Below are 26,470 nucleotides of genomic sequence, written 5' to 3' on the forward strand. Positions count from 1 at the left end.
CGCACTGAAGCCGGAAGCGATCATGCAAGCGGCGAAGCCTCAGTCTGCGAGTGCTTCGCCGCAGTCGTTTCCGGCGCCTGATTCGCTACAAGCCTATGACACAATGGCAGATCCTCTTTCGCGGGAATCTGCTCACGTGTCGCGCCGCATCGTCGTGTTCTTCGCGCTTTTCGCCGCGCTCGTGGCGTGCTGCGCGCTCACGTGGCATCTCGCGTGGCAAAGCGGCATCGACGAGTTGAGGCTCAACGCCGCCGCGCGCGTCGATCGCACGACGAACACGCTCAAGAGCACGCTCGACCGCTACGAATATCTGCCTTATCTGCTGTCGCGGCATCCGGTCGTGCAGGACGCGCTCGATCATCCGGATCGTGCGAACGTCGAGCGCGCGAACCGTTATCTCGAAGACCTCAACGCGCGCTCGCACGCCACCGTCACGTATCTGATTCGCGCAAACGGCATCGCGGTTGCCGCGAGCAACTGGAACGCGACGGACAGTTTCGTCGGCGTGGACTACAACTTCCGGCCGTATTTCATCGACGCGATGAAGGGCAGCACCGGCCGTTTCTTCGGCATCGGGACGATCTCGACCGAGCCCGGCTACTACATCTCGCAACCGGTCTATCGCGAGGGCACGAAAGAGATCATCGGCGTCGCGGTCGTGAAGCTGAATCTCGAATGGCTGCAAGGCGCGGATGCATCCGAGCCGCTCATCGTCACCGACGATCACGGCGTCATCTTTCTCTCGTCCGTGCCCGCGTGGAAATATCACACGGTGCGGCCGCTGCCGCAGAACGTCGAGGCGTCCGTCTATGCGACGCGCCAATACGCGCAACAGGCGATCACGCCGCTGCCGATGACTATCGTAAAGACGCTCGAGGGCGGCGCGCAGATCGTGCGCGTCGGCGGCGGCGGGCGAGACGGACACCATGCGCCGGCGTTTCTCGCGACGCATCGCTCCATCGGCGAACCCGACTGGCAACTGATCACGATGGCCGCGCTCGATCCCGTCGAGAGCGGCGCGCAGATCGCGGTCATCGTCACCGCGCTCGTATTCGTCTCGCTGTGCCTGCTCGCGTTCTACTGGCGCATGCGGCGCGCGCGCGTGCGCGAGATGATCCGCAGCCGGGAGATGTTGCAGACCGCGTATGCCGAATTGAATCAACGCGTCGCGGAGCGCACGGCGGATTTATCGGAAGCGAACGCGCAACTCACGAAGGAAGTGAACGAGCGCACGCGCGCCGAACAGGATCTGCGCGCCGCGCACGACGAGCTCATTCAGGCGAGCAAGCTCGCCGCGCTCGGCCAGATGGCGGCGGGCATCACGCATGAACTGAATCAGCCGCTCGCCGCGTTGCGCAGTTTTTCCGACAACACTCGCGTGCTGATCGATCGCGGCGATCAAGCGGCGGCGCGCGAGAATCTCGAAGCGATCGCGTCGCTGACCGAGCGCATGGGCAAAATCACGAATCAGCTGAAGTTGTTCGTCACGAAGGCGCGGCCGAAGAATGCGCGCGCCGACGTCGCGCGGGCGCTGCGCCAAGTGTTCTCGATGCTGCGTCCGCGCATGAAGAACGTCGTCATCGATATCGCGCCGGAACTCGCCGAAGGCAGCGCGCCGATCTTCGTGCGTTGCGAGGACTTGCGGCTGGAGCAGGTGCTCATCAATTTGATCGGCAACGCGCTCGATGCGGTCGCGTCGTGCGACAGGCCGCGCATCGTCATCGAACTGAATGGCCACGCGGATACGATCGAGCTCATCGTGCGCGACAATGGTCCCGGCATTCCCGTCGATGCGCTGCCGAAACTCTTCGAGCCGTTCTTCACGACGAAGGAAATGGGGCAGGGACTGGGCCTCGGGCTTGCGATTTCATCGGCGATCGCGCGCGATTACGGCGGCACGCTCGTCGCGCGCAATCGCGAGGCGCCGATCGTCGCGGACGGTCCCGAAGGCGGCACGCAGGCGGACGCCGATCATTCGCACGGCGCGGAGTTCGTGCTGACTTTGCGGCGCGCTTGAAAACACAGTTGGAGCAACACATGACCACCGGTTTGCAGGTGATCTTCATCGAGGACGACGAACTCGTGCGCCGCGCGAGCGTGCAGAGCCTGCAACTCGCGGGCTTCGACGTGATCGGGCACGGCAGCGTCGAATCCGCCGCGCGCGCGATCGACGCGAGTTTCCCCGGCGTGATCGTGAGCGATATCCGCTTGCCCGGCGCGAGCGGCCTCGATCTGCTCGCGCAATGCCGCGAGCGTGCGCCCGAAGTGCCGGTCATTCTCGTCACCGGCCACGGCGACATCTCCATGGCCGTGCAGGCGATGCGCGACGGCGCCTACGACTTCATCGAAAAGCCGTTCGCGTCCGAGCGCCTGATCGAAGCGGTGCGCCGCGCGCTGGAGCGCCGCACGCTCGTGCTCGAGAATCAGGCGCTGCGGCGCGAGCTGGCGGGCGCGGGGCAGAGCCGCATCATCGGGCGCAGTCTCGCGATCGAGCAGGTGCGCCGGCTGATCGCGAACATCGCGCCGACGGATGCCTCCGTGCTCATCAACGGCGATACGGGCGCGGGCAAGGAACTCATCGCGCGCAGCCTGCACGACATGTCGCCGCGTCGCGACAAGCCGTTCATCGCGGTGAATTGCGGCGCGCTGCCGGAGCAGATGTTCGAATCGGAGATGTTCGGCTACGAGGCAGGCGCGTTTACGGGCGCGCAGAAGCGGCGTATCGGCAAGCTGGAACACGCGTCGGGCGGCACGCTCTTTCTCGATGAAATCGAGAGCATGCCGCTGTCATTGCAAGTGAAACTGCTGCGCGTATTGCAGGACGGCGTGCTGGAGCGGCTCGGCTCGAATCAGCCGGTGCGCGCGAATCTGCGCGTCGTCGCGGCGGCGAAGGGCGACATGAACGAACTCGTCGCCGATGGCACGTTCCGACGCGACTTGCTGTATCGGCTGAACGTGGTGACGATCACGCTGCCGCCGCTCAACGAGCGCCGCGAAGATATCGTGCCGCTCTTCGAGCATTTTCTGCTCGATGCGGCCGTGCGCTACGAGCGGCCCGCGCCGCTCATCACGGATCGTCAGCGTGCCGAACTGATGCAGCGCGACTGGCCGGGCAACGTGCGCGAGTTGCGCAACGCGGCGGATCGCATGGTGCTCGGCATTCTCGACGACAGCGGTGCGGCGGCGGCGCTCGACACATCGACGCAATCGCTCAAGGAACGCACCGAGCAGTTCGAGCGCGCGGTGATCGGGCAGGCGCTGGAGCAGTGCGGCGGCGCGGTCGCGGTGGCGGCGGATCGGCTGCAGCTCGGCAAGGCGACGCTGTACGAGAAGATCAAGCGATACGGAATCGTCGTGAAAGGCGATTCGTCCGAGCGATAAAAAAGCCCGCTGGTTGTCGCCAGCGGGCTGCGCGTTTCGCGTAAAGGCGTTCAGGCCGAACCGAGCGCCTTGTCGAGCAGTTGATCCAGTTCCGCGAACGTCGGCTCGCCGACATAGCGCTTCAAAATCTTCCCGTTCTTGTCGATGACAAAGGTCGTCGGCGTCAGTTGCACGTTGCCGAACTGCTTGGCGGCGCTGCCGTCGTCCATCGCGACCTTGAACGGCAACTTGCGCGTCTGCGCGTAGTTGTTGACGTACATCGGCGCGTCGTAGTTCATCGCGACCGCGACGAACTCCAGGCCGCGGCCCTTGAATTTGTTGTACGTGTCGATCATCTGCGGCATTTCCTTCATGCATGTCTCGCAGCTCGTCGCCCAAAAATTGACGAGATAGACCTTGCCCTTCAGATCGCCCGACGTCGAAATCTTCTGTCCCGAAAGCAGCGTGAAGGTCGCGTCCGGCACTTTCTGCTGGCCGCCGAAGGCGAAATACCCGGTGCAGGCGATCACGCCCGCGACGAGCGCCATCACGATGTAACGCAGCGGACTCTTCGCGCGCGTGGATGTTTCTTGCGTGGCTTGGGACATGGGAACCTCGGATGGCGCTCCGGCGAACGGAACGGAGACTGCTGCGTATTTTAGCGCCAATTTCGGGATGCGTTCGTGACGCGCCGATAAGCCCGGCATCGCAGCGCGATAATGATGGTTTTCACGCAGCGATTCCTCATGAAACGAGTTTTCCCCGTGTTTCCTGTCCGTTTGCGGCGCGCGGCCGCGCGCTTTCTTCCGAATATTGCTTCCGCCAACAAGCTGATGTGCGCAAGTGTCACATGCGGCGCATTGCTTGCATGCACGCCCTCATATGACTGGCGCACCGTGACGAACAACGACGACGGCTACGAAGTGATGCTGCCCGCGAAGCCGCGTTCCGAGGAGCGCAAGATCGACATCGCAGGCCGGTCGATGACGATGCGCATGCAGACCGCAGAAGCCGGCGACGCCGTGTTCGCCGTCGGCACGGTCGTGCTGCCGAGCGCCGATCCGCAACTGCAGCGCGCGACACTCGATTTCCTCCAGCAAGGTCTCGCGCGCAACGTGAATGCGAAGCCCGAGGCGCGTGCGACGCAGATCGACCTCGCGGCGGGCGGACGCGTGTTGGGCAGCGAGATCGAGGTGAAGGGCGAAGGGGGGCAGAAGCGCGAGTCGCGGACGATTCACGCGCGCTTCGTGGCGCGCGGCGCGCACGTCTATCAACTGGCGATCGTGTCAGACAAGACGACGCCGACCGAGCAGGCCGAGCAGTTCTTTTCGTCCTTCAAACTGTTTTAGAGGAAGGCCTCGAATTCTGCAGGCACTAACTTAAGAAGTGTCTTAGTGTGTCGGAATTAGCCGAAGTTCCTTCAGAAGTTTACGCGCTAATTCTCGGATTCATATGGACTTTTTGCGCTATCCACAATGTCTGTGGATAACTTTGTGGAAAACAGTGTGTGGTAGCGCTCAAAAGCCCGACTCATGCGGTTTACGTTAGTTTGCCTTCGTTCGCGGCAAGTTAAATAATTCAATAAAATCAATGGTCTGTGAAATGTGGCCAAAACCGGGGTTTGATCAGACGAAGGACGGCCCCGGATCGCTTCAGTGTGCATAAGTCAAGTCTTGACAAGTAATTTTCCGCTTAGCATCGCGCGGACCACCCCGCGTCCGCGCTGGCTTCAGGCGATCGACAGCGCCCGGCGGTACTGAACGGCTTCCGCGACATGGGACGCGTCGGGCATATCGGCGCCGGCGAGATCCGCGATCGTCCGCACGACCTTCAGCACGCGGTAGTACGCGCGCGCGGACCAGCCGAAGCGCTCGCCCGCAGCGCGCAGCAAGGCTTCGCCGGCGGAATCGGGGCGGCAGACGGCGTCGGCTTCGCGGCCGTCGAGATCGCGGTTGATCTTGCCCTGACGCTGCGTCTGTATGTCGCGGGCCGCCGCGACCCGCGCCGCGACGACGGCGCTCGACTCGCCGCGCTCGGTGCCGCGCGCCGACAGTTCCGCGGGCGAGAGCGCCGGCAACTCGATCTGAATGTCGATGCGATCCATCAGCGGACCCGACAGCTTGCGCAGATAACGCGCGGCGACATCGGGCGAGCAGCGGCAGCGCGCGCTCGGGTCGCCGCGCCAGCCGCACGGACATGGATTCATCGCGGCGACGAGCTGGCAGGCCGCCGGAAATTCCGCCTGCTGTGCGGCGCGCGAAATCGTGATCTGGCCGACTTCGAGCGGCTCACGCAGGGTTTCCAGCACTTTTCGGTCGAATTCGGGCAGCTCGTCGAGAAACAGGACGCCGAGATGCGCGAGCGTGATCTCGCCCGGCTGCGGCGGATTGCGCCCGCCGACGAGCGCCGCCGCGCTCGCCGAATGATGCGGCGCGCGGAACGGCCGTCGCCGCCACTGCTCGGGCGTAAAGCCGAGCGAACTCGCCGAAAGGATCGCGGCGGAGGTGAGCGCTTCGTCGTCGTTCATCGGCGGGAGCAGGCCGGCCAGGCGCGCGGCCAGCATCGACTTGCCCGCGCCGGGCGGACCGACCATCAGCAGATGATGACCGCCCGCAGCCGCCACTTCGAGCGCGCGGCGGGCGGCGGGATGGCCGATGACATCGGCGAGATCCGCGGACGGCGCGGCTGTCGAGGGAAGCGGAGCGGCTTGCACGGGTCGCAGACGGGCGTCGGGGACATCGTTCAGATGCGCGCAGAGCGTGGGCAAGTCCGCCGCGCCGAAGACCTCGATGCCCGGCACGAGCGCCGCTTCCGCCGCGCTTGCGAGCGGCACGTAGATTTCGGGGATTGGCGGGGCTGCATCGCGCATCGATGCATAGTGGCGCGCCGCGCCGCAGACCATTGCGAACGCGCCGCGCATCGGACGCAGCGCGCCGGTCAGCGAAAGCTCGCCCGCGAACTCGCGATGTTCGAGCGCTGCAGCCGGAATCTGTCCGCTCGCGGCCAGAATGCCGAGCGCGATCGGCAGATCGAAGCGGCCGCTTTCCTTCGGAAGATCGGCGGGTGCGAGATTGACGGTGATTCTGCGGACGGGGAAATCGAAGCCGCAGTTCTGCAGCGCGGCGCGCACGCGCTCGCGGCTTTCGCGGACTTCGAGATCGGGCAGACCGACGATGGAAAACGACGGCAACCCGTTGGCGAGATGGACTTCGACGACGACTTCGGGCGCGCGCCCAGGAGCGGGCGCGCGGCTGCGTACCACGGCAAGCGACATGATTTCACCTGAAACGGCGCATGGACCGCGCCGGCAATAAACTAGAAACTCACGGCTCGCTAGCCGAGGTACGCGATAGGCAGTGCTGGCGCCTCAGTCTTGCGCGGCCGTATTTCCGCCCGCGAGACGCTGCTCCAGTTGCGCGACGCGCTTTTCGAGTTCTTCGAGACGAGCGCGCGTGCGGACGAGCACTTGCGTCTGCGTGTCGAATTCCTCACGCGTCACGAGATCGAGCTTCGAAAAGCCTTGCGAGAGCATCGCCTTCATATTCCGTTCGACGTCTTTCGCGGGCGAATTCTTGAAGAGATCGCTCATCTTCTGCTGCAAATCGTTGAAAACGTCGTTGGGCTGCTTCATCGTTTCTCCCTTCTTGCACAAAAAAAGTGCATTCATTGTTAGGTCAGTGCCCCGAATTATCGAATGTTCGATATTGGTGCGCGCCGCCGAATGCGCGAACGCGCGTCGAAGCACCTTTGAGGCGCCGCGATTTTAGCGCCGCCGCGCGCTCGCGTTGTCCGCCCATGCCCCTTTTTGCGGGACCTCTGGACCACTCTAGCAATGAACCTACCCCGACGCCAGCACGCGCGGCCCGCGTTAGCCGTTCGGCCGACCCTTCGTGCGATTGTTTCGCGAAATCGCGCAAAGCCGCATGGATGCTCGCATGGCATACGAGTTGCATAAGTGGCGCGACCTTTTCTGCACGCTTCAATGGACGGCATCGAAGGATCAGCACACCACAGCGAGGGATACATGAAGCTCATTACCGCAATCATCAAGCCGTTCAAGCTGGACGAAGCGCGTGAAGCGCTCTCGGCCATCGGCGTCTCGGGCATCACCGTGACCGAGGTGAAAGGCTTTGGCCGACAGAAGGGGCACACCGAGCTGTATCGGGGCGCGGAGTACGTCGTCGACTTTCTGCCGAAAGTGAAGATCGAGGCGGCCGTCTCGGACGACATCGTCGATCAGGCGATCGAAGCCGTCGAACGCGCCGCACGCACGGGAAAAATCGGTGACGGAAAGATCTTCGTCACCTCGATCGAACAGGTGATCCGCATCCGCACCGGCGAGACCGGCGCCGACGCGCTCTAACAAGAAATTGGCGATAAGAGGAACCAGAAGAATGCGTAACTTTTTGATGTCACTGTTGGTGGCGGGCGCGCTGATCGGCGCGAATGTCGGCACCGCTCTCGCCCAGGATGCGTCCGCTCCGGCCGCAGCCTCGGCACCCGCTGCAAGCGCGCCCGAAAGCGCCAACACGGCGATGGCGTCGTCGGCATCGGCGGCAGAAGCCGCGTCCGGCGCATCCGCCGCGTCCGATGCCGCGCCGGCCGCACCGACCGAGCCGGTCATGGTCGATTCGTCGAAGATCAGCTCCGGCGACACCGCGTGGATGCTGACTTCCGTGGCGCTCGTGCTGTTCATGACGATTCCCGGCCTCGCGCTCTTCTACGCGGGCATGGTCCGCAAGAAGAACGTGCTCGCGACGGTCATGCAGAGCTTCGCGATCTGCTGTCTCGTGACGATCCTCTGGACGGTCGTCGGCTACAGCATCGCGTTCACGCCGGGCGGCTCGTTCCTCGGCGGCTTCTCGCGCGTGTTCCTGCACGGCATGGCCTACATCAAGGGCGACAAGGCGACGACGCTTACCGTCAGCCATCTGGCCGTGACGATCCCCGAGTCGGTCTATTTCGCATTCCAGCTGACGTTCGCGATCATCACGCCGGCGCTCATTACCGGCGCGTTCGCGGATCGCATGAAGTTCTCGGCGATGCTCGTGTTCATGGCGCTGTGGTCGCTGATCGTCTACTCGCCGATCGCGCACATGGTCTGGGAACCTACCGGCTGGCTCGCATCGGCTGGCGTGCTCGACTTCGCGGGCGGCACGGTGGTTCACATCAACGCCGGTATCGCGGGTCTGATGTGCTGTCTCGTGCTCGGCAAGCGCGTCGGCTATGGCCGCGAAGTGATGGCGCCGCACAACCTCGTGCTCTCGCTGATCGGCGCATCGATGCTGTGGGTGGGCTGGTTCGGCTTCAACGCGGGTTCGGCAGTGGCGGCTGACGGCCGTGCCGGTTTCGCGATGCTCACGACGCAGATCGCCACCGCGTTCGCCGCATTCGGCTGGATGTTCGCGGAGTGGATCACGAAGGGCAAGCCGTCGGTGCTCGGCATCATCTCGGGCGCGGTTGCGGGTCTGGTGGCCGTGACGCCGGCGTCGGGTTTCGTCGGCGTGACGGGCGCGATCGTGATCGGCATTGTCGCGGGCGTGGTCTGCTTCTGGTCGGCGACGTGGCTCAAGCACAAGTTCAACTACGACGACTCGCTCGACGCGTTCGGCGTGCACGGCGTGGGCGGGATCATCGGCGCGCTGCTGACGGGCGTGTTCGCGGTGAAGGACATCGGCGGCTTCGACGGCAGCGTGCTCGTGCAGGCGAAGGGCGTGCTCGTCACGCTCGTCTACAGCGGCGTCGTCAGCTTCGTTTTGCTGAAGATCATCGACATGACCATGGGCCTGCGCGTCACGGAAGAACAGGAACGCGAAGGTCTCGACGTCACGCTGCACGGCGAGCACGTCGAGTAAGTCTTACGCCGCAACCGGCGCGCCGCGAGAGGGCGCGTAGGCTGCGAGCAAGGAACGAGCGCAGCGACTTCGCCCGCCTTATGGCGGGCATTTTTTTGCCCGCCATTTCCGTCCGGGTTTCGTCGAAGGCGGCGGCCAAACCTATTGAAGCGACAGGCGGAAAAGTGCGTGGAAGCGGCGCGGCGCGGGCCGCAAAACCTTGTCAATTGGCGGTTGATACCCATTTAGGCAAAGCAATTGCTCTACAATCTTTTGTCTTCTTCCGCGAGTAATACATGGTTCCGCACCTTGTTACGGCGTTAAGTGGCCCGCTGCTCGATCTCGAGCGGAAAATCCTCGAGGCCATGCCCGCCATCGAGCGCTGGTTCCGGCTCGAATGGCAGGAGCACACGCCGCCGTTCTACTGTTCCGTCGATCTGCGCAACGCGGGGTTCAAGCTCGCGCCCGTCGACACCAATCTCTTTCCCGGCGGTTTCAACAATCTGCCGCAGGAAGTGTTGCCGCTCGCGGTGCAGGCAGCGATGGCGTCCATCGAAAAAATCTGCCCGGACGCGAAGAATCTGCTCGTCATTCCCGAGCGCCATACGCGCAACGCGTTCTATCTCGAGAACGTCGCGCGCCTCGCGCTCATCATGCGGCAAGCGGGGCTCAACATCCGCTTCGGCACGCTGGACGAGAATATCCACGGTCCTGTGACCATCGCGCTCGCCGATGGCCAGAAAATCGTGCTGGAGCCGCTCGAACGCACGCCGCGGCGCCTCGGCCTGAAGAACTTCGATCCCTGCTCGATCCTGCTCAACAACGATCTTTCGGCCGGCATTCCGCCCGTGCTGGAAAATCTGCACGAGCAGTATCTGCTGCCGCCGCTGCACGCCGGCTGGGCGGTGCGCCGCAAGTCGACCCATTTCTCCTGCTATGACGACGTCGCTAAGAAGTTCTCGAAACTCGTCGAGATCGATCCGTGGATGGTGAATCCGTACTTCGCGCATGTGGAAGGCGTCGATTACGAAGCGCGCACGGGCGAACAAGCGCTCGCGGAAGCCATCGACGGCGTGCTCAAGAAGATCGCGAAGAAGTATCGCGAGTACGGCATCAGCGAGCGTCCGTATGTCGTCATCAAGGCGGATGCCGGCACGTACGGAAAGGGCGTGATGACCGTCCACGACGCGAGCGAAGTCGCCGCGCTGACCAAGCGCGAACGCACGAAGATGAACGACGCCAAGGAAGGCCTGCAAGTTCACGACGTGATCGTGCAGGAAGGCGTGCATACGTTCGAGCGCGTGGAAAATGCGGTCGCGGAGCCGGTCGTGTACATGATCGACCGGTATGTCGTCGGCGGGTTTTACCGCGTGCACGATTCGCGCGAGCGCGATCAGAACCTCAACGCGCCGGGCATGCATTTCGTGCCGCTCGGCTTCGAGCACACGGCGTTGCCCGACACGCACGCGAAGCCCGGCGCCGCGCCGCCGAACCGCTTCTACATGTACGGCGTGGTGGCGCGGCTGGCGCTGCTGGCGGCATCGGTCGAGCTCGAAAAGACCGATCCTGAAGCCATTCAGGTGTGAGTTCGCGGCTTGCGGTAAGCTCGCAGGCCGCGCACCGAACTAGCAAATCGTCATGAACATCCTCTTTATCGCCGACCCGCTCGATCGCTTCAAGATCTACAAGGACACGACCTACGCGATGATGGCCGAAGCCGCGCGGCGCGGCCACGTGCTCTATGCGTGCGAGCCGCAGCATCTCGCGTGGACCGGAACGAAGGTCGAGGCGAGCGCGCGGCGCATCGCGATCGTCGGCGACGAGGCCAACAGTGACCGCTGGCCGTGGTATGCGGCCGAGCAGGCCGAGCATCTGCCGCTCACGCATTTCGACGCCGTGCTGATGCGCAAGGATCCGCCGTTCGATCTGGAATACGTGAACGCGACGTGGCTGCTGGAGATCGCCGAGCGCAACGGCGCGCGGATCTTCAACAAGCCGCAGGCGATCCGCGATCATTCCGAGAAGCTCGCCATCGCGGAATGGCCGCAGTTCGTCACGCCGACGCTCGTCACGCGCGATGCCGCGCGCCTGCGCGCTTTCCACGCCGAGCACGGCGACGTGATCCTGAAGCCGCTCGACGGCATGGGCGGCATGGGCGTGTTCCGCGTGAAGGCGGACGGGATGAATCTCGGCTCGATCGTCGAGATGTTGTCCGAGGACGGCGCGCGCACGGTGATGGCGCAGAAGTTCATCCCCGAAATCAAGGATGGCGACAAGCGCATTCTCGTCATCGGCGGTCAGCCGGTGCCGTATTCGCTGGCGCGCGTTCCGCAGGGCAGCGAAGTGCGCGGCAATCTCGCGGCGGGCGGGCTCGGGCGCGCGCAGCCGCTGTCGGCGCGCGATCGCGAAATCGCCGAGACGCTCGGGCCGGTGCTGCAGGCGCGCGGCCTGCTGCTCGCCGGGCTGGATGCGATCGGCGACTATCTCACCGAAGTCAACGTCACGAGTCCGACGTGCTTTCGCGAAATCATGGATCAGACCGGCTTCGACGTTGCGGGCATGTTTATCGACGCGCTCGAGCGCGCGGCGCACTGAGTCTGCCGGCCAACGAAACGCGCGCGGACAGCGCGCCAAACTCACCTCGGCGGGACTGTTAGAATTGACTTTCCCGCGCCCGCGTTTCTGGGGCGCGATCGCGTCTAAAAGTGCGCTTAAAGTTCGCTTAAGCATCGACGCGCAGGCTTGGGGTAATGAAGCTGGAAGGCGGTTGATTTCGTTGTAACGGCATCCACTTTAGAGTTGTGTTCCGCGCCGCTCGCGCGCTTTCGAGCGAACTCCGACGTATTTGTCCGATTTTTCGTCGTTGATTTGTCGCTGAGGCAATTTCCTGACATGGCTGGCATTCTGATCATCGCGCACGCACCTTTCGCCACCGCGCTACGCGAGTGCATCGCACATATTTACGGTGGCTTGCCGGCGCGCATCGGCGTCATCGACGTGATGCCCGACTGCGATCCGGTCGAAGTTCGCGCGTTCGCGCGCTCCGAAATCGATCGCCTGAAAGAAGAAAACGGCGCGATCGTGCTCACCGACGTGTTCGGCGCGACGCCCGCGAACATCGCGGCGAGCCTGCACGACACCGATGTGCGCGTGCTCGCCGGCTGCAATCTGCCGATGCTCGTGCGCGCCGTCTGCTACCGCGCGACGCCGCTCGACACGCTCGCCGAAAAGATTCTTCAGGGCGGCTCGAAGGGCATCCAGGAACTGGATTCGTCCACGCCGCTCAACCCCTGCGCCCTCGCGACGAAGGCCGCCGGCTCGCCCGATCCGGCATGCTCGGCGAGCGCCGATCTCATCAGCGCGAAGGCCGCCAGCCACTGACGCCGCTCATTTCATCCATCTAGCGCTTCGGAGCATCATGCTGCAACAAGAAACAACAATCGTGAACAAGCTGGGGCTCCACGCACGCGCTTCGGCCAAGCTCACACAACTGGCGGGCAATTTTCAATGCGAGATCTGGATGAGCCGCAACGGGCGCCGGATCAACGCGAAAAGCATCATGGGCGTGATGATGCTGGCGGCGGGCATCGGCAGCACGGTGACGATCGAAACCGAAGGCGCAGACGAAGCCGAAGCGATGCAAGCCATTCTCGCGCTCATCGCCGATAAATTCGGAGAAGGGCAGTAAGCGTTTCGCCGCAGTGTCCGTCAGTGAAAAGCCGCGCATCGACGCGGCTTTTTCGTATCCGCATCACGCTTTCGCGTAACGTCGTGCAACCGTTCCGGCCCTGTCGTCACCGGGTGTTCAGGGACTTGTGAGCACGATCGAACATATAATGGACGCGCGGTTTGTGCCCGTCGAGGGGGCGCCTGGCAGACCGCGACATTCAAAGAACTAGAGGAGGGCGCGTGTCCTTCACGCTGCATGGAATTCCCGTCTCGCGCGGCATCGCCATTGGGCGCGCGTATTTGATCGCGCCGGCGGCGCTCGACGTAGACCACTATCTGATCGAGCCGGATCAGATCGACGCGGAAATCGCCCGATTCCACGCGGCGCAGGCGGCCGTCCTCGCCGAACTCGAAGCGCTGCGCGAAGACCTTTCCGCCGATGCGCCGAGCGAAATGGGCGCGTTCATCAACGTCCATACGATGATCCTGAACGACGCCATGCTCGTGCAGGAAACCATCGACCTGATTCGCACGCGCCGCTACAACGTCGAGTGGGCGCTCACCGAGCAACTGGAAATCCTCGGCGGTTATTTCGACGAGATCGAAGACGAATATCTGCGCGAACGCAAGGCGGACGTCGAGCAGGTCGTCGAGCGTCTTTTGAAAGCGTTGGCCGGCGCGCCGACGGCCGCGTCGCTCGTCGTGCATACGGCCGCCAGCAACGGGCACAACGAAATGATCGTCGTCGCCCACGATATCGCGCCGGCGGACATGCTTCAGTTCAAGACGCAGGCGTTCAAGGGCTTCGTCACCGACCTCGGCGGCCGCACTTCGCATACGGCGATCGTCGCGCGCAGTCTCGGCATTCCGGCGTCCGTCGGCGTGCAGCAGGCGAGCGTGCTGATCCGCCAGAACGATCTCATCATCGTCGACGGCGATCATGGCATCGTGATCGTCGATCCGGCGCCGATCGTTCTCGAAGAGTATTCGTATCGTCAGAGCGAGAAACTGCTGGAACAGCGCAAGCTCCAGCGCCTGAAATTCTCGCCGACGCAGACGCTCTGCGGTACGAAGATCGAACTGTGCGCGAACATCGAATTGCCGGAAGACGCGCAAGTCGCCGTCGAAGCGGGCGCGATGGGCGTCGGCCTGTTCCGCACCGAATTCCTCTTCATGAATCACAAGGACCAGTTGCCGGAGGAAGAGGAGCAGTTCGAGGCGTACAAGCGCGCCGTCGAGTTGATGAACGGCAAGCCGGTGACGATCCGCACGATCGATGTCGGCGCGGACAAGCCGCTCGATTCCATGACCGGAAGCGATGGCTACGAAACCGCGCCGAATCCCGCGCTGGGCTTGCGCGCGATCCGCTGGAGCCTGTCCGAGCCGCAGATGTTCATCACGCAATTGCGCGCCATTCTGCGGGCGTCGGCGTTCGGGCCGACCAAGATTCTCATTCCGATGCTCGCGCACGCACAGGAAATCGACCAGACGCTCGATCTGATCCGCGAGGCGAAGCGTCAACTCGACGACGAAGGCGTGGCGTACGACCGTCAGGTTCAGGTCGGCGCGATGATCGAGATTCCGGCGGCGGCCATCGCCGTGCGGCTGTTCCTGAGCCGGCTCGATTTTCTGTCGATCGGCACGAACGATCTGATCCAGTACACGCTCGCGATCGATCGCGCCGATAACAGCGTCGCGCATCTTTACGATCCGCTGCACCCGGCGGTGCTGAACCTGATCGCGTTCACGTTGCGCGAGGCGAAGCGCGCGGGCGTGCCGGTGTCGGTGTGCGGGGAAATGGCGGGCGATCCCGCCGTCACGCGCCTGTTACTCGGCCTCGGGCTCACCGAGTTTTCGATGCATCCGAGCCAGTTGCTGATCGTGAAGCAGGAAATTCTGCGCTCGAACCTGAAGGCGCTGGAAAAGCCGGTCGCGGATGTGCTTGCGGCCTACGAACCCGCTGAATTGCAGGCCGCGCTCACGGCGTTGCAGAAGGTCTAGGCCAAGCCGTGATCCGCAATCAGTCGATCCACCCGAGCGATGACCTGCTCGGGTGAGATCGCCGAAGTGCATTGAAAGCGGCTTGGCTTGCCGCGCCGGCGCGGACACCACAGAAAATCGCGGTTGTCGAAGTCGCACGTCGTGTCGTTGAAGCAACTGTTGCATGCGTGGAAATTGATCACGCGATACGGCGTGCGGAACTCCGTGTGCGGGTGATTCGCGGAAGCGACGGCCGCGCGAACGCGCTTTGCGTGAGCCCGCGTTGCGCGCTCGCCGGCGAAGTGATGGCGCTCAAAGAACGATCCGCCCTGCGATTGAAGAATCGATGAGCTTAAGCGGACCGTCCGGTCGACGGCGTAAGACGCGACCGATTTAGCGCGCTGCTTCGCGGCTTCCGGTGTTTCCGCAGACAGCGCAATCGGGCTGCCGCGCGATTCGCATCGTGTTCCATTCCATGCGCAGCGAGTCGAGCATCATCAGCCGGCCCGCGAGCGTCTCGCCGAAACCGCCGATCACGCGCAGCGCCTCCGCCGCCTGCATCGCACCGATGATGCCGACCGTCGGCGCGAACACGCCCATCGTCGAACACGCGACTTCCTCGAACGGCTGATCCGGCGGGAACACGCACGCGTAGCAGGGCGAATCGGGTGCGCGGAAGTCGAAGGTGCTGATCTGCCCGTCGAAACGCAGCGCCGCGCCCGACACGAGCGGCACGCGATGCGCGACGCAGGCCGCGTTGATCGCGTGACGCGTCGTGAAGTTGTCGCTGCAATCGAGCACCACGGTTTTACCCGGCACGTTGATGTCGAGCCACGCGGCGTCGGCGCGCGCGTTCACCGCGATGACGTCGATGTCCGGATTCAGCGCGCTCAACGTCTCGCGTGCCGATTCCACCTTGGGCGCTCCGACCGATCGCGTCATGTGCACGATCTGCCGCTGGAGATTCGTGAGATCGACAGTATCGGCATCGACGAGCGTGATTTTTCCGACACCTGACGCCGCGAGATACATCGCCGCGGGCGCGCCGAGTCCGCCCGCGCCGATGATGACGGCGTGCGCGTCGAGAAAGCGCTGCTGCGCCTCGATGCCGATTTCATCGACGAGGATGTGGCGGGAATAGCGAAGGAGTTGGTCGTCGTTCATCGCGGAAAGAATCGGCTTGCTCGAACGAAGCATTCTAAGCGCGAAAAGAAGAAAGGCTTCGCAACGTTACGCTGCGAAGCCTTTGCGGGGACTACGGAAAAGTTACTTCGACTGCTGCGCGGTAGGCGCCGATGCCGGCTGCGCGCCCGACGCCGGCGCGGAACCCGGCGTGGCCGGCAGCGCAGGCGGTGCAACCACCGGAGCGGACGCCGAACGTGCCGGCTTGTTCTGCGCGAGCTTGCGTTCGCTGTACGACTTGGACTCCACGACCTGCTTGCCTTCCAGCTTGTTCAGACCTTGCTGGAGCATGAAGTCGTCCGCGCTGCCGAACTCGACCGGCTTGCGCTCGCGGTCCTTGCGGCGCTGCTCGGGCGTCTTCTTGTCGTTCTGCTCTTCGAGAATGCGCAGTTGCTCCAGACGATCCGCCTCGCGCTGCTCCTGTTCCTTCTTCTCGTTCGGATCCTGCGTGTTCGCGAGGTGGTTCGAGTAATCGACTTCGCGCGTGACGAGCGCGTCGTCCGGATCGCCGTCCGCGTATTGATCGACCGGCACGTCGGGGCGCACGCCCTGATTCTGGATCGACTTGCCGCTCGGCGTGTAGTAATAGGCCGTCGTCAGGCGCAGGGCGCTGTCGGCGGTCATCGGACGCACGGTCTGCACCGAGCCCTTGCCGAACGTGGTCTTGCCGACGATCAGCGCGCGATGATGATCCTGCAGCGCACCCGCGACGATCTCGGAGGCCGACGCCGAATACGCGTTGGTCAGCACGACCATCGGCACCTTCTTGAAGATTTCCGGCACGCTCTTCAGCGGATCGGAATCGAAGGACGGCAGGCGATAGTTGTCGTAGGTGTCGCGGAAAGTCTGCTTCGCGTCCGCAATCTGGCCGTTGGTCGACACGACGACCGCGTTATCCGGCAGGAACGCGCCCGCGACGCCGACCGCGCTTTGCAGCAAGCCGCCGCCGTTGTTGCGCAGATCGAGCACGAGGCCCTTCAGATTCGGTTGCTGGCGCGCGAGATCCTGCAGCTTCGACGCGAGATCCGGCACCGTGCGCTCCTGGAAGCTCGTGATGCGGATGTAGCCGTAGCCCGGCTCCGGCACCTTCATCTTCACCGACTGCACGCGGATCACGGCGCGCGTCACGGTGAGCGGGAACGTGCGGTCGTCGCTCTTGCGGAAGATCGTGAGCGTGACCTTCGTGCCCGGCTCGCCGCGCATCTGCTTCACGGCTTTATCCAGCGTCATGCCGCGCACCGGCTTGTCGTTGATGCGCGTGATGAGGTCGCCCGGACGAATGCCGGCGCGGAACGCTGGCGTGTCTTCGATCGGCGAAATGACCTTGATGAGGCCGTCTTCCGAAGAAATCTCGATGCCGAGGCCCGCGAATCGGCCCTTGGTCTGTTCCTGCAGTTCTTCGTAATCGGTCTTGTCGAGATAGGACGAGTGCGGGTCGAGGCTCGACACCATGCCCTTGATGGCGGCGGTGAGGAGCTTTTTGTCGTCGACCGGTTCGACGTATTCGTGCTTGATCTGACCGAAAACTTCGGCGAAAAGCCGCAATTGTTCGAGCGGCAGAGGCGAGGAAGCAGCTTGCTGTGCGGATGCGGAGATCTGCAGGGTGGCGAGTGCGCCGGCAGCAACGCCAACGGCTACCAGGCCGAAGTTTTTCAGGTTCTTTCGCATAGAGAGTGCGGTCGGAATCGGATGGGCTGCATCGTTGGTGACGGGCCAGTATACCCGCTCGCCTTGATTGGCGACTTAAACGCAACTTAAATGCCTGAGGCTTTCATCCGTTGAAGCGATGGCTCGCGCACGTTTAGACGCGATCCTGTCGATGCCGCTCGCGGTTCGTCAGCCGGGCGCCATGAACGCGGCGAGGGCGCCCGTTATGGCGCCCTCGTCAGGCCAAACACCTGCCGGACAGCCGGAATCAGCCCGCTTTGCCTTGCTTGGCGACAGCGGCCTGCGCGGCCGCGATGGCTTCCGGATCGCCCAGATAGTAGTGCTGGATGGGCTTCAGGTTTTCATCGAGTTCGTACACGAGCGGCACGCCGTTCGGGATGTTCAGCCCGACGATGTCCTGATCGGAGATGTTGTCCAGATACTTGACCAGCGCGCGGATCGAGTTGCCGTGCGCCGAAATCACGACCTGTTTGCCGGACTTGATGGCGGGTGCGATCGATTCGTTCCAGATCGGCAGGACGCGCGCGACCGTGTCTTTCAGGCATTCGGTGAGCGGCAACTGTTCGCGCGGCACCTTCGCGTAACGCGGATCGTTGTACGACGCACGCTCGTCGCCCGGTTCGAGCGCGGGCGGCGGCGTGTCGTAGCTGCGGCGCCAGACGAGCACCTGATCGTCGCCGTACTTCTTCGCGGTTTCTGCTTTGTTCAGGCCCGCGAGCGCGCCGTAGTGGCGTTCGTTCAGGCGCCACGAATGCACAACCGGGATATACATCTGATCCATCTCGTCCTGGACGTGCCACAGCGTGCGGATGGCGCGCTTCAACACCGACGTATACGCGATGTCGAACTGGTAGCCCGCCTCCTTCAGCAGCACGCCTGCCTGGCGCGCCTCACGGTTGCCCTGCTCGGTCAGGTCGACGTCGACCCAGCCGGTGAAGCGGTTTTCCTTGTTCCACGTCGATTCGCCGTGGCGGATGAGCACTAGCTTGTACATGATTTCGGTCGGTCAGTTGGAAAAGCGGTGCGCCGATCGCACCCCGTCATGCTGCCCGAACGGGCGGGGTGTCGCCATCGGCCGGACGGCAGAGGCCATCGCGGGAAACGGTTATTTTATAATGCCCCGATTGCGCCCATTTCCCTTTCTTCCTTTCCTACTAAATTTCGGCGGCCCTCGACGTGAAGTTTTTCACTGATTACACGAATATTGCACTTATCGTCATCGCGCTGGTTTCCGGCGCGCTGCTCCTTTGGCCCGCCGTCACGCGGCGCGGGCGCGGCGGCATTTCGGCCGCCGAAGCCACGACGCTCATCAACCGGCGCAACGCCGTGGTTGTCGATTTGCGGCCCGCCGCGGAATTCGCGAAGGGACATCTGCCGTCTGCACGAAATATCGAAGCCACGGAGCTTCAAGCAAAAATCGGCCAGATCGCGAAGAATAAGAGCAATCCGGTCGTGCTCGTTTGCCAAACCGGTCAGGAATCGCAGCGTGCGAGCCGCACCGTGTCCGAGGCGGGTTACGCCGAGGTCCACGTTTTGCAAGGCGGAGTGGACGCCTGGCAAAAAGCCGGCATGCCGGTGGTGAAACAAGGAGCAGTCAAGTGAAAAAAGTGGTGATGTACAGCACGGTCGTGTGCCCGTATTGCCAGATGGCCGAACGTCTTTTAAAGTCCCGCGGCGTCGAAACGATCGAGAAGATCCTGATCGATCGCGAGCCGGGCCGGCGCGAGGAAATGATGACGCGCACCGGACGGCGGACCGTGCCGCAGGTGTACATCGGCGAGACGCACGTCGGCGGCTACGACGATCTGTCCGCGCTCGATCGAAAGGGCGGCCTCGTGCCGCTGCTCGAATCGGCCTGACACATGCATACTCGCGGCGCGCGATTCGACACGAACGCGCGCCGCATACCGGATTACCTAGGAAATCAAAATGTCTGACGAGAACAACCAGCCGTTTTTCAACATCCAGCGCATCTATTTGAAGGACATGTCGCTGGAGCAGCCGAATTCGCCGGCTATCTTCCTCGAGCAGGAAATGCCGTCGGTCGAAGTCGAAGTCGACGTGAAGGCCGACCGCCTCGCGGAAAGCGTCTTCGAAGTGCTGGTCACGGGCACGGTCACGGCGAAAGTCACCGACAAGGTCGCATTCCTGATCGAAGCCAAGCAGGCAGGCATCTTCGACATCCGCAACATTCCGGCGGAGCAGATCGATCCGCTCGTCGGCATCGCGTGCCCGACCATTCTGTTCCCGTACCTGCGCTCGAACATCGCCGACGCGATCACGCGCGCCGGTTTCCCGCCGATCCACCTCGCGGAGATCAACTTCCAGGCGCTGTACGAGCAGCGTATCGCCCAACTCGCGAGCGCCCAGGAAGGCGCGGCGAACGGCGCGACGCACTGACCTGACTCTGCCGGACCGGAGCCGAGCATGAAAGTAGCCGTTCTCGGCGCCGGCGCATGGGGCACCGCGCTCGCGGGCCACCTCGCGACCCGGCACGACACGAAGCTCTGGGCGCGCGACCCCGCGCTCATCGAATCACTTTCCCGCACGCACGAAAACACGCGCTATCTCGAAGGCGTGACGCTGCCGCACGCGCTCGCATTCGAGACCGATTTCGCCGCGGCGCTCGCGCATGCATCGGCGGATGAAGCGCTGTGCGTCGTCGCGACGCCGGTCGCGGGCCTGCGCGCGCTGTGCCGTTCGATGCGCGACGCCGGCGTCGTACCGGCGCATATCGTCTGGCTGTGCAAAGGCTTCGAGGCGGATACGCAGTGTCTGCCCAACGAGGTCGTCGCGGCCGAATTGCCCGAGCATCGCAGCAACGGAACGCTGTCCGGACCGAGCTTCGCGCGCGAAGTGGGACAAGGCTTGCCGGTCGCGCTGACGGTCGCGAGCGCATCGGCGGAACTGGGCGCGCGCACGGTCGCGGCGTTCCATCATGGCGCGATGCGTATCTATACCGGCGACGATGTCATCGGCGTCGAAGTCGGCGGCGCGGTGAAAAACGTGCTCGCAATCGCGACGGGCATTTCCGACGGCCTCGGTCTCGGCCTGAACGCCCGCGCCGCGCTCATCACGCGCGGGCTCGCGGAGATGTCGCGCTTAGGCGTCGCGCTCGGCGGCCGCGCGGAGACTTTCACCGGGCTAACGGGCCTCGGCGATCTCATCCTCACCGCGACGGGCGATCTGTCGCGCAATCGCACTGTCGGCATGCGACTCGCCAGCGGACGCACGCTCGAGGAGATTCTCGCGGCGCTCGGCCATGTCGCGGAAGGCGTGCGATGCGCGCGCGCCGTGCTCGGGCTCGCGCATTCGCGCGGAATCGAGATGCCGATCACGCAGGCGGTATGCCGCGTGCTCTTCGATAACGTGACGCCGCGCGATGCCGTGCAGGCGCTTCTCAGTCGGGACGCAAAAGCAGAGTAATCGGAGGCGTGTGTGCGTAGGCCCAGGCTCGAAGCGCTGAAAGTCGATATCACCACGCTCGAAGTCGATGCCATCGTCAACGCGGCGAACAAATCGCTGCTCGGCGGCGGCGGAGTCGACGGGGCGATTCATCGCAAGGCCGGCAAAGGCCTGCTGCGCGAGTGCGAGACGCTCGGCGGCTGCGAAACCGGCGACGCGAAAATCACGCGCGGCTACGAGCTTCCCGCGAAGCACGTCATTCATGCGGTCGGGCCGCGCTGGAGCGGCGGCAAGAAGAACGAGCCCGAATTGCTCGCGAACTGCTACCGGCGCTCGCTCGAACTCGCTCAGGAAGCGGGCTGCGAGTCGATTGCGTTCCCGGCCATCAGTTGCGGCATCTATCACTTTCCTCACGATGAAGCCGTGAAGATCGCGGTGCGCACGGTCATCGACACCTTGCCTTCCACGCCCGCCGTTCAGCGTGTCGTCTTTGCATGCTTTCAGGACGACATGCTCGCGCTCTATCGAGCCGAACTCGAAGCGGCAAAGGCTTAAGCGCCGCCTTCGAATCCCGCCTGACGCCACGCCTCGAACGTCACGATCGCCACCGTATTCGACAAATTCAGGCTGCGATTACCCGGCCGCATCGGCAGGCGCACGCGCTGTTCCGTCGCAAAGTGCGCCAGCAATTCGGGCGCGAGGCCGCGCGTCTCCGCGCCGAACACGAACCAGTCGCCCGGCCTGAACGCGTGATCGAAGAACGGCGTCGAGCCGCGCGTCGTGAACGCGAACATGCGCGTGGCGTCGGGTGTTTCCTTCGCGATGAAGGCATCCCAGTCCGCATGCACGTTCATTTCGGCGTACTCGTGATAGTCGAGGCCGGCGCGGCGCATCTTCGCGTCGTCGAGCGGAAAGCCGAGCGGCTCGATCAGATGCAGACGCGCGCCCGTGTTCGCGCACAGGCGGATCACGTTGCCGGTGTTCGGCGGGATTTCGGGTTCGACGAGTACGACGTTGAACATGGATTGCTTCTAATAAAGGTGATTAATCTTTAGGCGTGCGCAGCGCCACGAAATTGCTGACACGCCGCGCGCCGGCGAGCTTCAGCGTGCGAGCAAGCGCGTCGAGCGTCGCGCCCGATGTCATCACATCGTCGACGACGCCGACATGCGTGCCGCGCACATCGCCCGAGACGGCGAACGCGCTCGCAACATTGCGGCGGCGCGTTTCGCGATCGAGCCGCGATTGCGCCGACGTATGCCGGACCCGCGCGATCATCGATGCGTGGGCGGGCACGCGCATCATGCGTGCGAGCGGACGCGCGATGGCCCACGCCTGGTTGTAGCCACGCGCGATGAGCCGTTCCCGCGAGAGAGGCATCGGCACGATCACATCCGGCGCGGGCAGATCGCTGTCCTCGAAACGCGCATGCAGATGCCGCGCGAATGCCTCGCCCGCGGCGAGCCGCGCACGAAACTTCAACTCGACGGCGAGCGTGTCGAGGGGCGCGCGATAGTCGGCGAGCGCGAGCGTGTTGTTGAACGCGGGCGGCGCTTCGAGGCACGCGGCGCAGTGCACGCGCAGGTCTTCGCGCTCGCGTCGCATCGCGGATGCCGCCAACGGCAGCGCGCACGTCGCACAGCGCAAGCGCGGCTCGTTCCAGTACTGCGCGTCGCAACCATCGCACAGCAGTGCTTGCGACAAATTGCCGCATAACGCGCACTGGCTCGGCAGCGCGCACGCGACGAGCCGTTTTGCCGCCGACGCGAATCCGCGAGCGCGTGCCGTGACGGGCGTCCGGAAGGGAAGGGGAATGCTGTCGGCTTTCATGACTGCTGAATCGGAAAAATCGCGGCTCGATGCGCTAAACACGCGCATTCATTGCGCCTCACGAAGCGTTTATGCCTCGTATCAGCACTTCGCATGGGTCGTTTTCGAGACGACCGAGTATACTTCGCACTCTCCGCAAAAAGATCGACATGTCCCCGACATCCCCTAAAACTAGCCGTCCGGCCTATGATCCGCGCCGTTTGCGCGCGATCTTCGACGGTCGCGCCGCCGCCTTCGACGAGGTCGCGTTCCTGCCACGCGAGATCGCGGAGCGCATGCGCGAGCGGCTCGAATACATCAAGGTTGCGCCGATGCGCGTCCTCGATGCGGCGTGCGGCGCCGGGGCGGACCTGGCCGGTTTGCGGGAACGCTTTGCAGAGGCGTCGGTGACCGGCATCGACATCTCGTCCGCGATGCTCGCGCGCGCGCGCGCCGCCGAAGCCACGGACGCGGACAACGGCGCGGGATGGCGCCGCTTTCTTCCTTCGACGCTCGCGAAGGCGTTCGGCGCACGCGGCCCGCAACTCGCGCAGGCGGATTTTTCCGCGCTGCCGTTCGCATCGGGCGCGTTCGAACTATTGTGGTCGAATCTCGCGCTGCACTGGCATGCGCGGCCCGACCTCGTTTTTCCCGAATGGCAGCGCGTGCTCAAGGTGAACGGCTTGCTGATGTTCAGCACGTTCGGCCCCGATACGCTGCGCGAGCTTCGCGCCGCGTATCGCGAAGCGGAGCGGACGCTCGGGCTCGCGCCGCAAGCGCATACGATCGATTTCGTCGACATGCACGATCTCGGCGACATGCTCGTCGAAAGCGGCTTCGAAATTCCGGTGATGGATCAGGAAGTGCTGACGATCACGTACAAATCACCTGAATCGCTGTTCGCGGACGTGACGCGCTGGGGCGCGTATCCGTTCGAGCGCGCGTTCGACGAAGGCTATGCGGACGCCAGGGCCGTGCGCGGCGCGGTGCATCAGGCGCTCGAAGCGCTGCGCCGCGACGACGGCACGATCCCGCTGACCTTCGAAGTGATCTACGGGCATGCGTGGAAGGCGGTGCCGCGCATGACGGCGGACGGGCACGGCATCGTCCGTCTCGAAGATATTGGACGAGGCTCGAAACCGAAACGCTGAATCGGTAAAGAGCGCAGTTGTTATGTCTGAATTTTGCGCAAGAAAAGCGCGCAAAAAGGTGCGTCAAAAAGGCGCAGAAGCTTGTGGCGCTTGGCTTTGCGAGGTTACGACCCTTGCTTGTGGATGCCACCCAAGACGCCTATAATGCGTCAGTTTGTCGCCCGGACCGACACAAATTTGGGCGAAATCCGAGCAAATGTGTGTGATTGCGTGCGGATTGATGGAGGCAGCGATGCAAGCCAGCCAGACGCTGACGGAGTCCGAGCCGGTCATCAAGGACTGGCTGATGAAACGAAACTGCTCGGTCTCGCCGCGTCAGTTCGTGGGCTTCTATGTGTCGCTTGCGCTGTTTTCGCTGGCAATCGCAACGCCGCTGTTTCTGAACGGCGCCTGGCTGGTGCTGCCGTTCACCGGAATCGAGTTGGCGGTCGTGGGCATCGCGTTTCTGATCTACGCGCGCCATGCGGTCGACTACGAACGGATCCGGCTGTATCAAAACCGGTTGTTGATCGAACAGATGAACGCCGAAGAGCTGACGCAGTTCGAGTTCAATCCGCGTTGGGTGCGGGTCGAAGCGGGCGCGACGCCGAGAGAGCCGCTCACGATCGTATCGCGCGGTCAATCGGTGAAAATCGGACAACACCTTGCACAGCATCGTCGCAAACAATTTGCTGCCGAGTTACAGGCGTCGCTGAGACGTCTATGAGAGGAGCCGGCGGGTGCGATGCCACGGGGGTCGAGGGTTTGAATGGAAAATTTGGGTAAGGATGCTATGAAAACAATCAAGCGAGCCCTCTCGGGCGTGCTGGCGGCAGGCGCACTGCTTTCCGCCGGTGCAGCCCTGGCGGTCGAAAACAGTCCAGGCGGTCCCGCTGTCAACGAGATCAACTTCCAGCAGCCTGTGACGAAGATCGCCGAGGAGCTCTACGGCCTCCATATCTTCATGCTCATCATCTGCACCGTCATCTTCATTGGCGTGTTCGGGGTGATGTTCTATTCGCTCTTCAAGCATCGCAAGTCGAAAGGCTTCAAGCCGGCCAACTTCCACGAAAGCACCACGGTCGAAATCATCTGGACGATCGTGCCGTTCATCATCGTCATTCTGATGGCGCTGCCGGCAACCAAGGCCGTCGTCGCGATGAAGGACACGTCCAACGCCGATCTCACCGTCAAGGTCACGGGCTATCAGTGGAAGTGGGGCTACGACTACGTGAAGGGTCCGGGCGAAGGCATCAGCTTCCTCTCGACGCTCTCCACGCCGCGCAGCGAAGTGAACGGTCAGAAGCCGATCTCGACGCTGTATCTGCAGGAAGTCGACAACCCGCTCGTCGTGCCGGTCGACAAGAAGATCCGCATCATCACGACGGCGAACGATGTCGTTCACTCGTGGTACGTCCCGGCATTCGGCGTGAAGCAGGATGCGATTCCGGGCTTCGTGCGCGACACCTGGTTCAAGGCCGAGAAGGTGGGCACGTATCGCGGATTCTGTACGGAACTGTGCGGCAAGGAGCACGCGTACATGCCGGTGGTCGTCGAAGTGCTGTCGGCCGATGACTACGCGAAGTGGGTCGACGGGCAAAAGAAGAAGATGGCCGCCGGCCAGGACGATCCGCTCAAGACGTACACGAAGGACGAACTGATGGCGCGCGGCCAGCAGGTTTACACGTCGAACTGCGCGGTCTGCCACCAGCCGACCGGCAAGGGCGCGGGCCAGTTCCCGGCGCTCGACGGCTCGAAGATCGCGAACGGTTCCATCGCCGAGCATCTGAATATCGTGCTGCACGGCAAGGCCGCGATGCCGCCGTGGCAAGGTGTGTTGAACGACGTCGAGATCGCGTCGGTCGTCACGTTCGAGCGTAATAGCTGGAGCAACCACACCGGCGATCTGCTGCAACCGAAGCAGGTCATCGACGCCAAGGCGGGCAAGATGCCCGAAGGCGGCGGCAATGCGGCGGCGGCATCGGCGCCGGAAGCGGCGAGTGCCGCGCCCGCGGCGGCCGAAGCGAGCGCGCCGGCTGCATCGGGTGCGCAGGCGTCGCAAGCCGCCGGTCTGCCCGCCAGCATCTATTTCGAGACGGGCAAGGATTCGCTGCCCGCCGACGCGAAGAGTGCGGTGGACGCCGCGGCGGCCTACGCAAAGGCGCATCCGGACGCGAAGATCGCGTTGTCGGGATTCACCGATGCGACCGGCAACGCCGACCAGAACGCCGATCTCGCCAAGCGCCGCGCGCAAGCCGTGCGCGACGCGCTGAAGGCAGCGGGCGTGTCGGAAGACCGCATCGTGTTGAAGAAACCGGAAACCATCACGGGCGGCGCCGATAACAAGGAAGCCCGTCGCGTGGAAATCAGTCCGGCTGCTTGACGTGCCGAGCGTGGCGCTTTCCTTCGCCGGACGGCAACGGAAAGTCCCAC

Annotated in this window: 26 protein-coding genes; 18 read left to right on the forward strand and 8 right to left on the reverse strand. The window is 63.7% G+C overall.

Going from position 1 to position 26,470, the window contains the following annotated elements; all coding sequences use genetic code 11:
• Positions 1-22 precede the first annotated feature (22 nt).
• Positions 23-2,017: a sensor histidine kinase gene (locus NCS03_RS01435; RefSeq protein WP_502799576.1), complete on the forward strand. Its 1,995-nt coding sequence runs from the start codon at positions 23-25 to the stop codon at positions 2,015-2,017.
• A 20-nt stretch (positions 2,018-2,037) separates the two neighbouring features.
• Positions 2,038-3,381: a sigma-54-dependent transcriptional regulator gene (locus tag NCS03_RS01440; RefSeq protein ID WP_008351801.1), complete on the forward strand. Its 1,344-nt coding sequence runs from the start codon at positions 2,038-2,040 to the stop codon at positions 3,379-3,381.
• 50 nt (positions 3,382-3,431) lie between these two features.
• On the opposite strand, the gene NCS03_RS01445 is transcribed toward NCS03_RS01440, so the two are convergent.
• Positions 3,432-3,968, reverse strand: coding sequence for a peroxiredoxin family protein (locus NCS03_RS01445; RefSeq protein WP_008351800.1), 537 nt, complete (start codon positions 3,966-3,968; stop codon positions 3,432-3,434).
• Positions 3,969-4,106: 138 nt separating this feature from the next.
• Here NCS03_RS01445 and NCS03_RS01450 point away from each other — a divergent pair, with 138 nt between their 5' ends.
• Complete coding sequence (locus tag NCS03_RS01450) at positions 4,107-4,709, forward strand: hypothetical protein (RefSeq protein WP_250528678.1); 603 nt, start codon at positions 4,107-4,109, stop codon at positions 4,707-4,709.
• 380 nt (positions 4,710-5,089) lie between these two features.
• Here NCS03_RS01450 and NCS03_RS01455 read toward each other — a convergent pair whose 3' ends face one another.
• A complete protein-coding gene (locus NCS03_RS01455) occupies positions 5,090-6,634 on the reverse strand; it encodes a YifB family Mg chelatase-like AAA ATPase (RefSeq protein ID WP_175979755.1) in 1,545 nt (514 codons plus the stop codon).
• A gap of 93 nt (positions 6,635-6,727) precedes the next feature.
• Entirely contained in the window at positions 6,728-6,991 is a 264-nt protein-coding gene (locus tag NCS03_RS01460; protein ID WP_008351796.1) for an accessory factor UbiK family protein, read from the reverse strand.
• 393 nt (positions 6,992-7,384) lie between these two features.
• On the opposite strand from NCS03_RS01460, the gene NCS03_RS01465 reads away from it, so the two are divergent.
• From NCS03_RS01465 to ptsP, 7 genes are all read left to right on the forward strand, one after another.
• Positions 7,385-7,723 carry a P-II family nitrogen regulator gene (locus NCS03_RS01465; protein WP_008351794.1) on the forward strand — a complete coding sequence of 113 codons (339 nt, stop codon included), beginning with the start codon at positions 7,385-7,387 and terminating at the stop codon, positions 7,721-7,723.
• A 31-nt stretch (positions 7,724-7,754) separates the two neighbouring features.
• On the forward strand, positions 7,755-9,215 hold the full coding sequence (locus NCS03_RS01470) for an ammonium transporter (RefSeq protein ID WP_250528679.1): 1,461 nt from the start codon (positions 7,755-7,757) through the stop codon (positions 9,213-9,215).
• Positions 9,216-9,490: 275 nt separating this feature from the next.
• Positions 9,491-10,780 carry a glutamate--cysteine ligase gene (gene gshA, locus NCS03_RS01475; protein ID WP_033536547.1) on the forward strand — a complete coding sequence of 430 codons (1,290 nt, stop codon included), beginning with the start codon at positions 9,491-9,493 and terminating at the stop codon, positions 10,778-10,780.
• Between the two features lie 52 nt (positions 10,781-10,832).
• Positions 10,833-11,789, forward strand: coding sequence for a glutathione synthase (gene gshB, locus NCS03_RS01480; RefSeq protein ID WP_008351790.1), 957 nt, complete (start codon positions 10,833-10,835; stop codon positions 11,787-11,789).
• Positions 11,790-12,086: 297 nt separating this feature from the next.
• Positions 12,087-12,575: a PTS sugar transporter subunit IIA gene (locus NCS03_RS01485; protein ID WP_008351788.1), complete on the forward strand. Its 489-nt coding sequence runs from the start codon at positions 12,087-12,089 to the stop codon at positions 12,573-12,575.
• A gap of 37 nt (positions 12,576-12,612) precedes the next feature.
• Complete coding sequence (locus NCS03_RS01490; protein WP_008351787.1) at positions 12,613-12,882, forward strand: HPr family phosphocarrier protein; 270 nt, start codon at positions 12,613-12,615, stop codon at positions 12,880-12,882.
• 221 nt (positions 12,883-13,103) lie between these two features.
• A complete protein-coding gene (gene ptsP, locus NCS03_RS01495) occupies positions 13,104-14,864 on the forward strand; it encodes a phosphoenolpyruvate--protein phosphotransferase (protein WP_008351786.1) in 1,761 nt (586 codons plus the stop codon).
• 372 nt (positions 14,865-15,236) lie between these two features.
• Here ptsP and NCS03_RS01500 read toward each other — a convergent pair whose 3' ends face one another.
• From NCS03_RS01500 to gpmA, 3 genes are all read right to left on the reverse strand, one after another.
• Positions 15,237-16,007, reverse strand: coding sequence for a HesA/MoeB/ThiF family protein (locus tag NCS03_RS01500; RefSeq protein WP_250528680.1), 771 nt, complete (start codon positions 16,005-16,007; stop codon positions 15,237-15,239).
• A 102-nt stretch (positions 16,008-16,109) separates the two neighbouring features.
• Positions 16,110-17,693, reverse strand: a complete 1,584-nt coding sequence (locus NCS03_RS01505; RefSeq protein ID WP_008351783.1) for a S41 family peptidase — start codon at positions 17,691-17,693, stop codon at positions 16,110-16,112.
• 247 nt (positions 17,694-17,940) lie between these two features.
• Complete coding sequence (gene gpmA, locus NCS03_RS01510) at positions 17,941-18,687, reverse strand: 2,3-diphosphoglycerate-dependent phosphoglycerate mutase (RefSeq protein ID WP_008351782.1); 747 nt, start codon at positions 18,685-18,687, stop codon at positions 17,941-17,943.
• A 182-nt stretch (positions 18,688-18,869) separates the two neighbouring features.
• On the opposite strand from gpmA, the gene NCS03_RS01515 reads away from it, so the two are divergent.
• From NCS03_RS01515 to NCS03_RS01535, 5 genes are all read left to right on the forward strand, one after another.
• Entirely contained in the window at positions 18,870-19,295 is a 426-nt protein-coding gene (locus tag NCS03_RS01515; RefSeq protein WP_008351781.1) for a rhodanese-like domain-containing protein, read from the forward strand.
• On the forward strand, positions 19,292-19,552 hold the full coding sequence (gene grxC / locus NCS03_RS01520) for a glutaredoxin 3 (protein WP_008351780.1): 261 nt from the start codon (positions 19,292-19,294) through the stop codon (positions 19,550-19,552). Before NCS03_RS01515 ends, grxC begins: the two co-directional genes overlap by 4 nt.
• A gap of 70 nt (positions 19,553-19,622) precedes the next feature.
• Complete coding sequence (gene secB, locus NCS03_RS01525) at positions 19,623-20,093, forward strand: protein-export chaperone SecB (protein WP_008351779.1); 471 nt, start codon at positions 19,623-19,625, stop codon at positions 20,091-20,093.
• Positions 20,094-20,120: 27 nt separating this feature from the next.
• On the forward strand, positions 20,121-21,119 hold the full coding sequence (locus NCS03_RS01530; RefSeq protein WP_250528681.1) for an NAD(P)H-dependent glycerol-3-phosphate dehydrogenase: 999 nt from the start codon (positions 20,121-20,123) through the stop codon (positions 21,117-21,119).
• Between the two features lie 12 nt (positions 21,120-21,131).
• On the forward strand, positions 21,132-21,653 hold the full coding sequence (locus NCS03_RS01535) for an O-acetyl-ADP-ribose deacetylase (protein ID WP_250528682.1): 522 nt from the start codon (positions 21,132-21,134) through the stop codon (positions 21,651-21,653).
• Here the strand turns inward: NCS03_RS01535 and trmL are convergent.
• Together trmL and NCS03_RS01545 are read right to left on the reverse strand one after the other, a co-directional pair.
• Complete coding sequence (gene trmL / locus NCS03_RS01540; RefSeq protein WP_008351775.1) at positions 21,650-22,120, reverse strand: tRNA (uridine(34)/cytosine(34)/5-carboxymethylaminomethyluridine(34)-2'-O)-methyltransferase TrmL; 471 nt, start codon at positions 22,118-22,120, stop codon at positions 21,650-21,652. The genes NCS03_RS01535 and trmL overlap by 4 nt on opposite strands.
• A 22-nt stretch (positions 22,121-22,142) precedes the next feature.
• A complete protein-coding gene (locus tag NCS03_RS01545; protein ID WP_250528683.1) occupies positions 22,143-22,928 on the reverse strand; it encodes a ComF family protein in 786 nt (261 codons plus the stop codon).
• Between the two features lie 149 nt (positions 22,929-23,077).
• On the opposite strand from NCS03_RS01545, the gene NCS03_RS01550 reads away from it, so the two are divergent.
• The 3 genes from NCS03_RS01550 to coxB all read left to right on the forward strand — a co-directional run bounded on the left by NCS03_RS01550 (position 23,078) and on the right by coxB (position 26,420).
• On the forward strand, positions 23,078-24,058 hold the full coding sequence (locus NCS03_RS01550) for a methyltransferase domain-containing protein (RefSeq protein WP_250528684.1): 981 nt from the start codon (positions 23,078-23,080) through the stop codon (positions 24,056-24,058).
• 232 nt (positions 24,059-24,290) lie between these two features.
• Positions 24,291-24,764, forward strand: a complete 474-nt coding sequence (locus tag NCS03_RS01555; protein WP_008351769.1) for a DUF2244 domain-containing protein — start codon at positions 24,291-24,293, stop codon at positions 24,762-24,764.
• 42 nt (positions 24,765-24,806) lie between these two features.
• Positions 24,807-26,420 (forward strand): cytochrome c oxidase subunit II, encoded by a 1,614-nt coding sequence (gene coxB, locus NCS03_RS01560; RefSeq protein WP_008351767.1) that lies wholly within the window; start codon positions 24,807-24,809, stop codon positions 26,418-26,420.
• Positions 26,421-26,470: the final 50 nt, after the last annotated feature.

Source organism: Caballeronia sp. ATUFL_F1_KS4A (assembly GCF_023630905.1).
GTDB classification, from domain to species: Bacteria; Pseudomonadota; Gammaproteobacteria; order Burkholderiales; family Burkholderiaceae; genus Caballeronia; species Caballeronia zhejiangensis.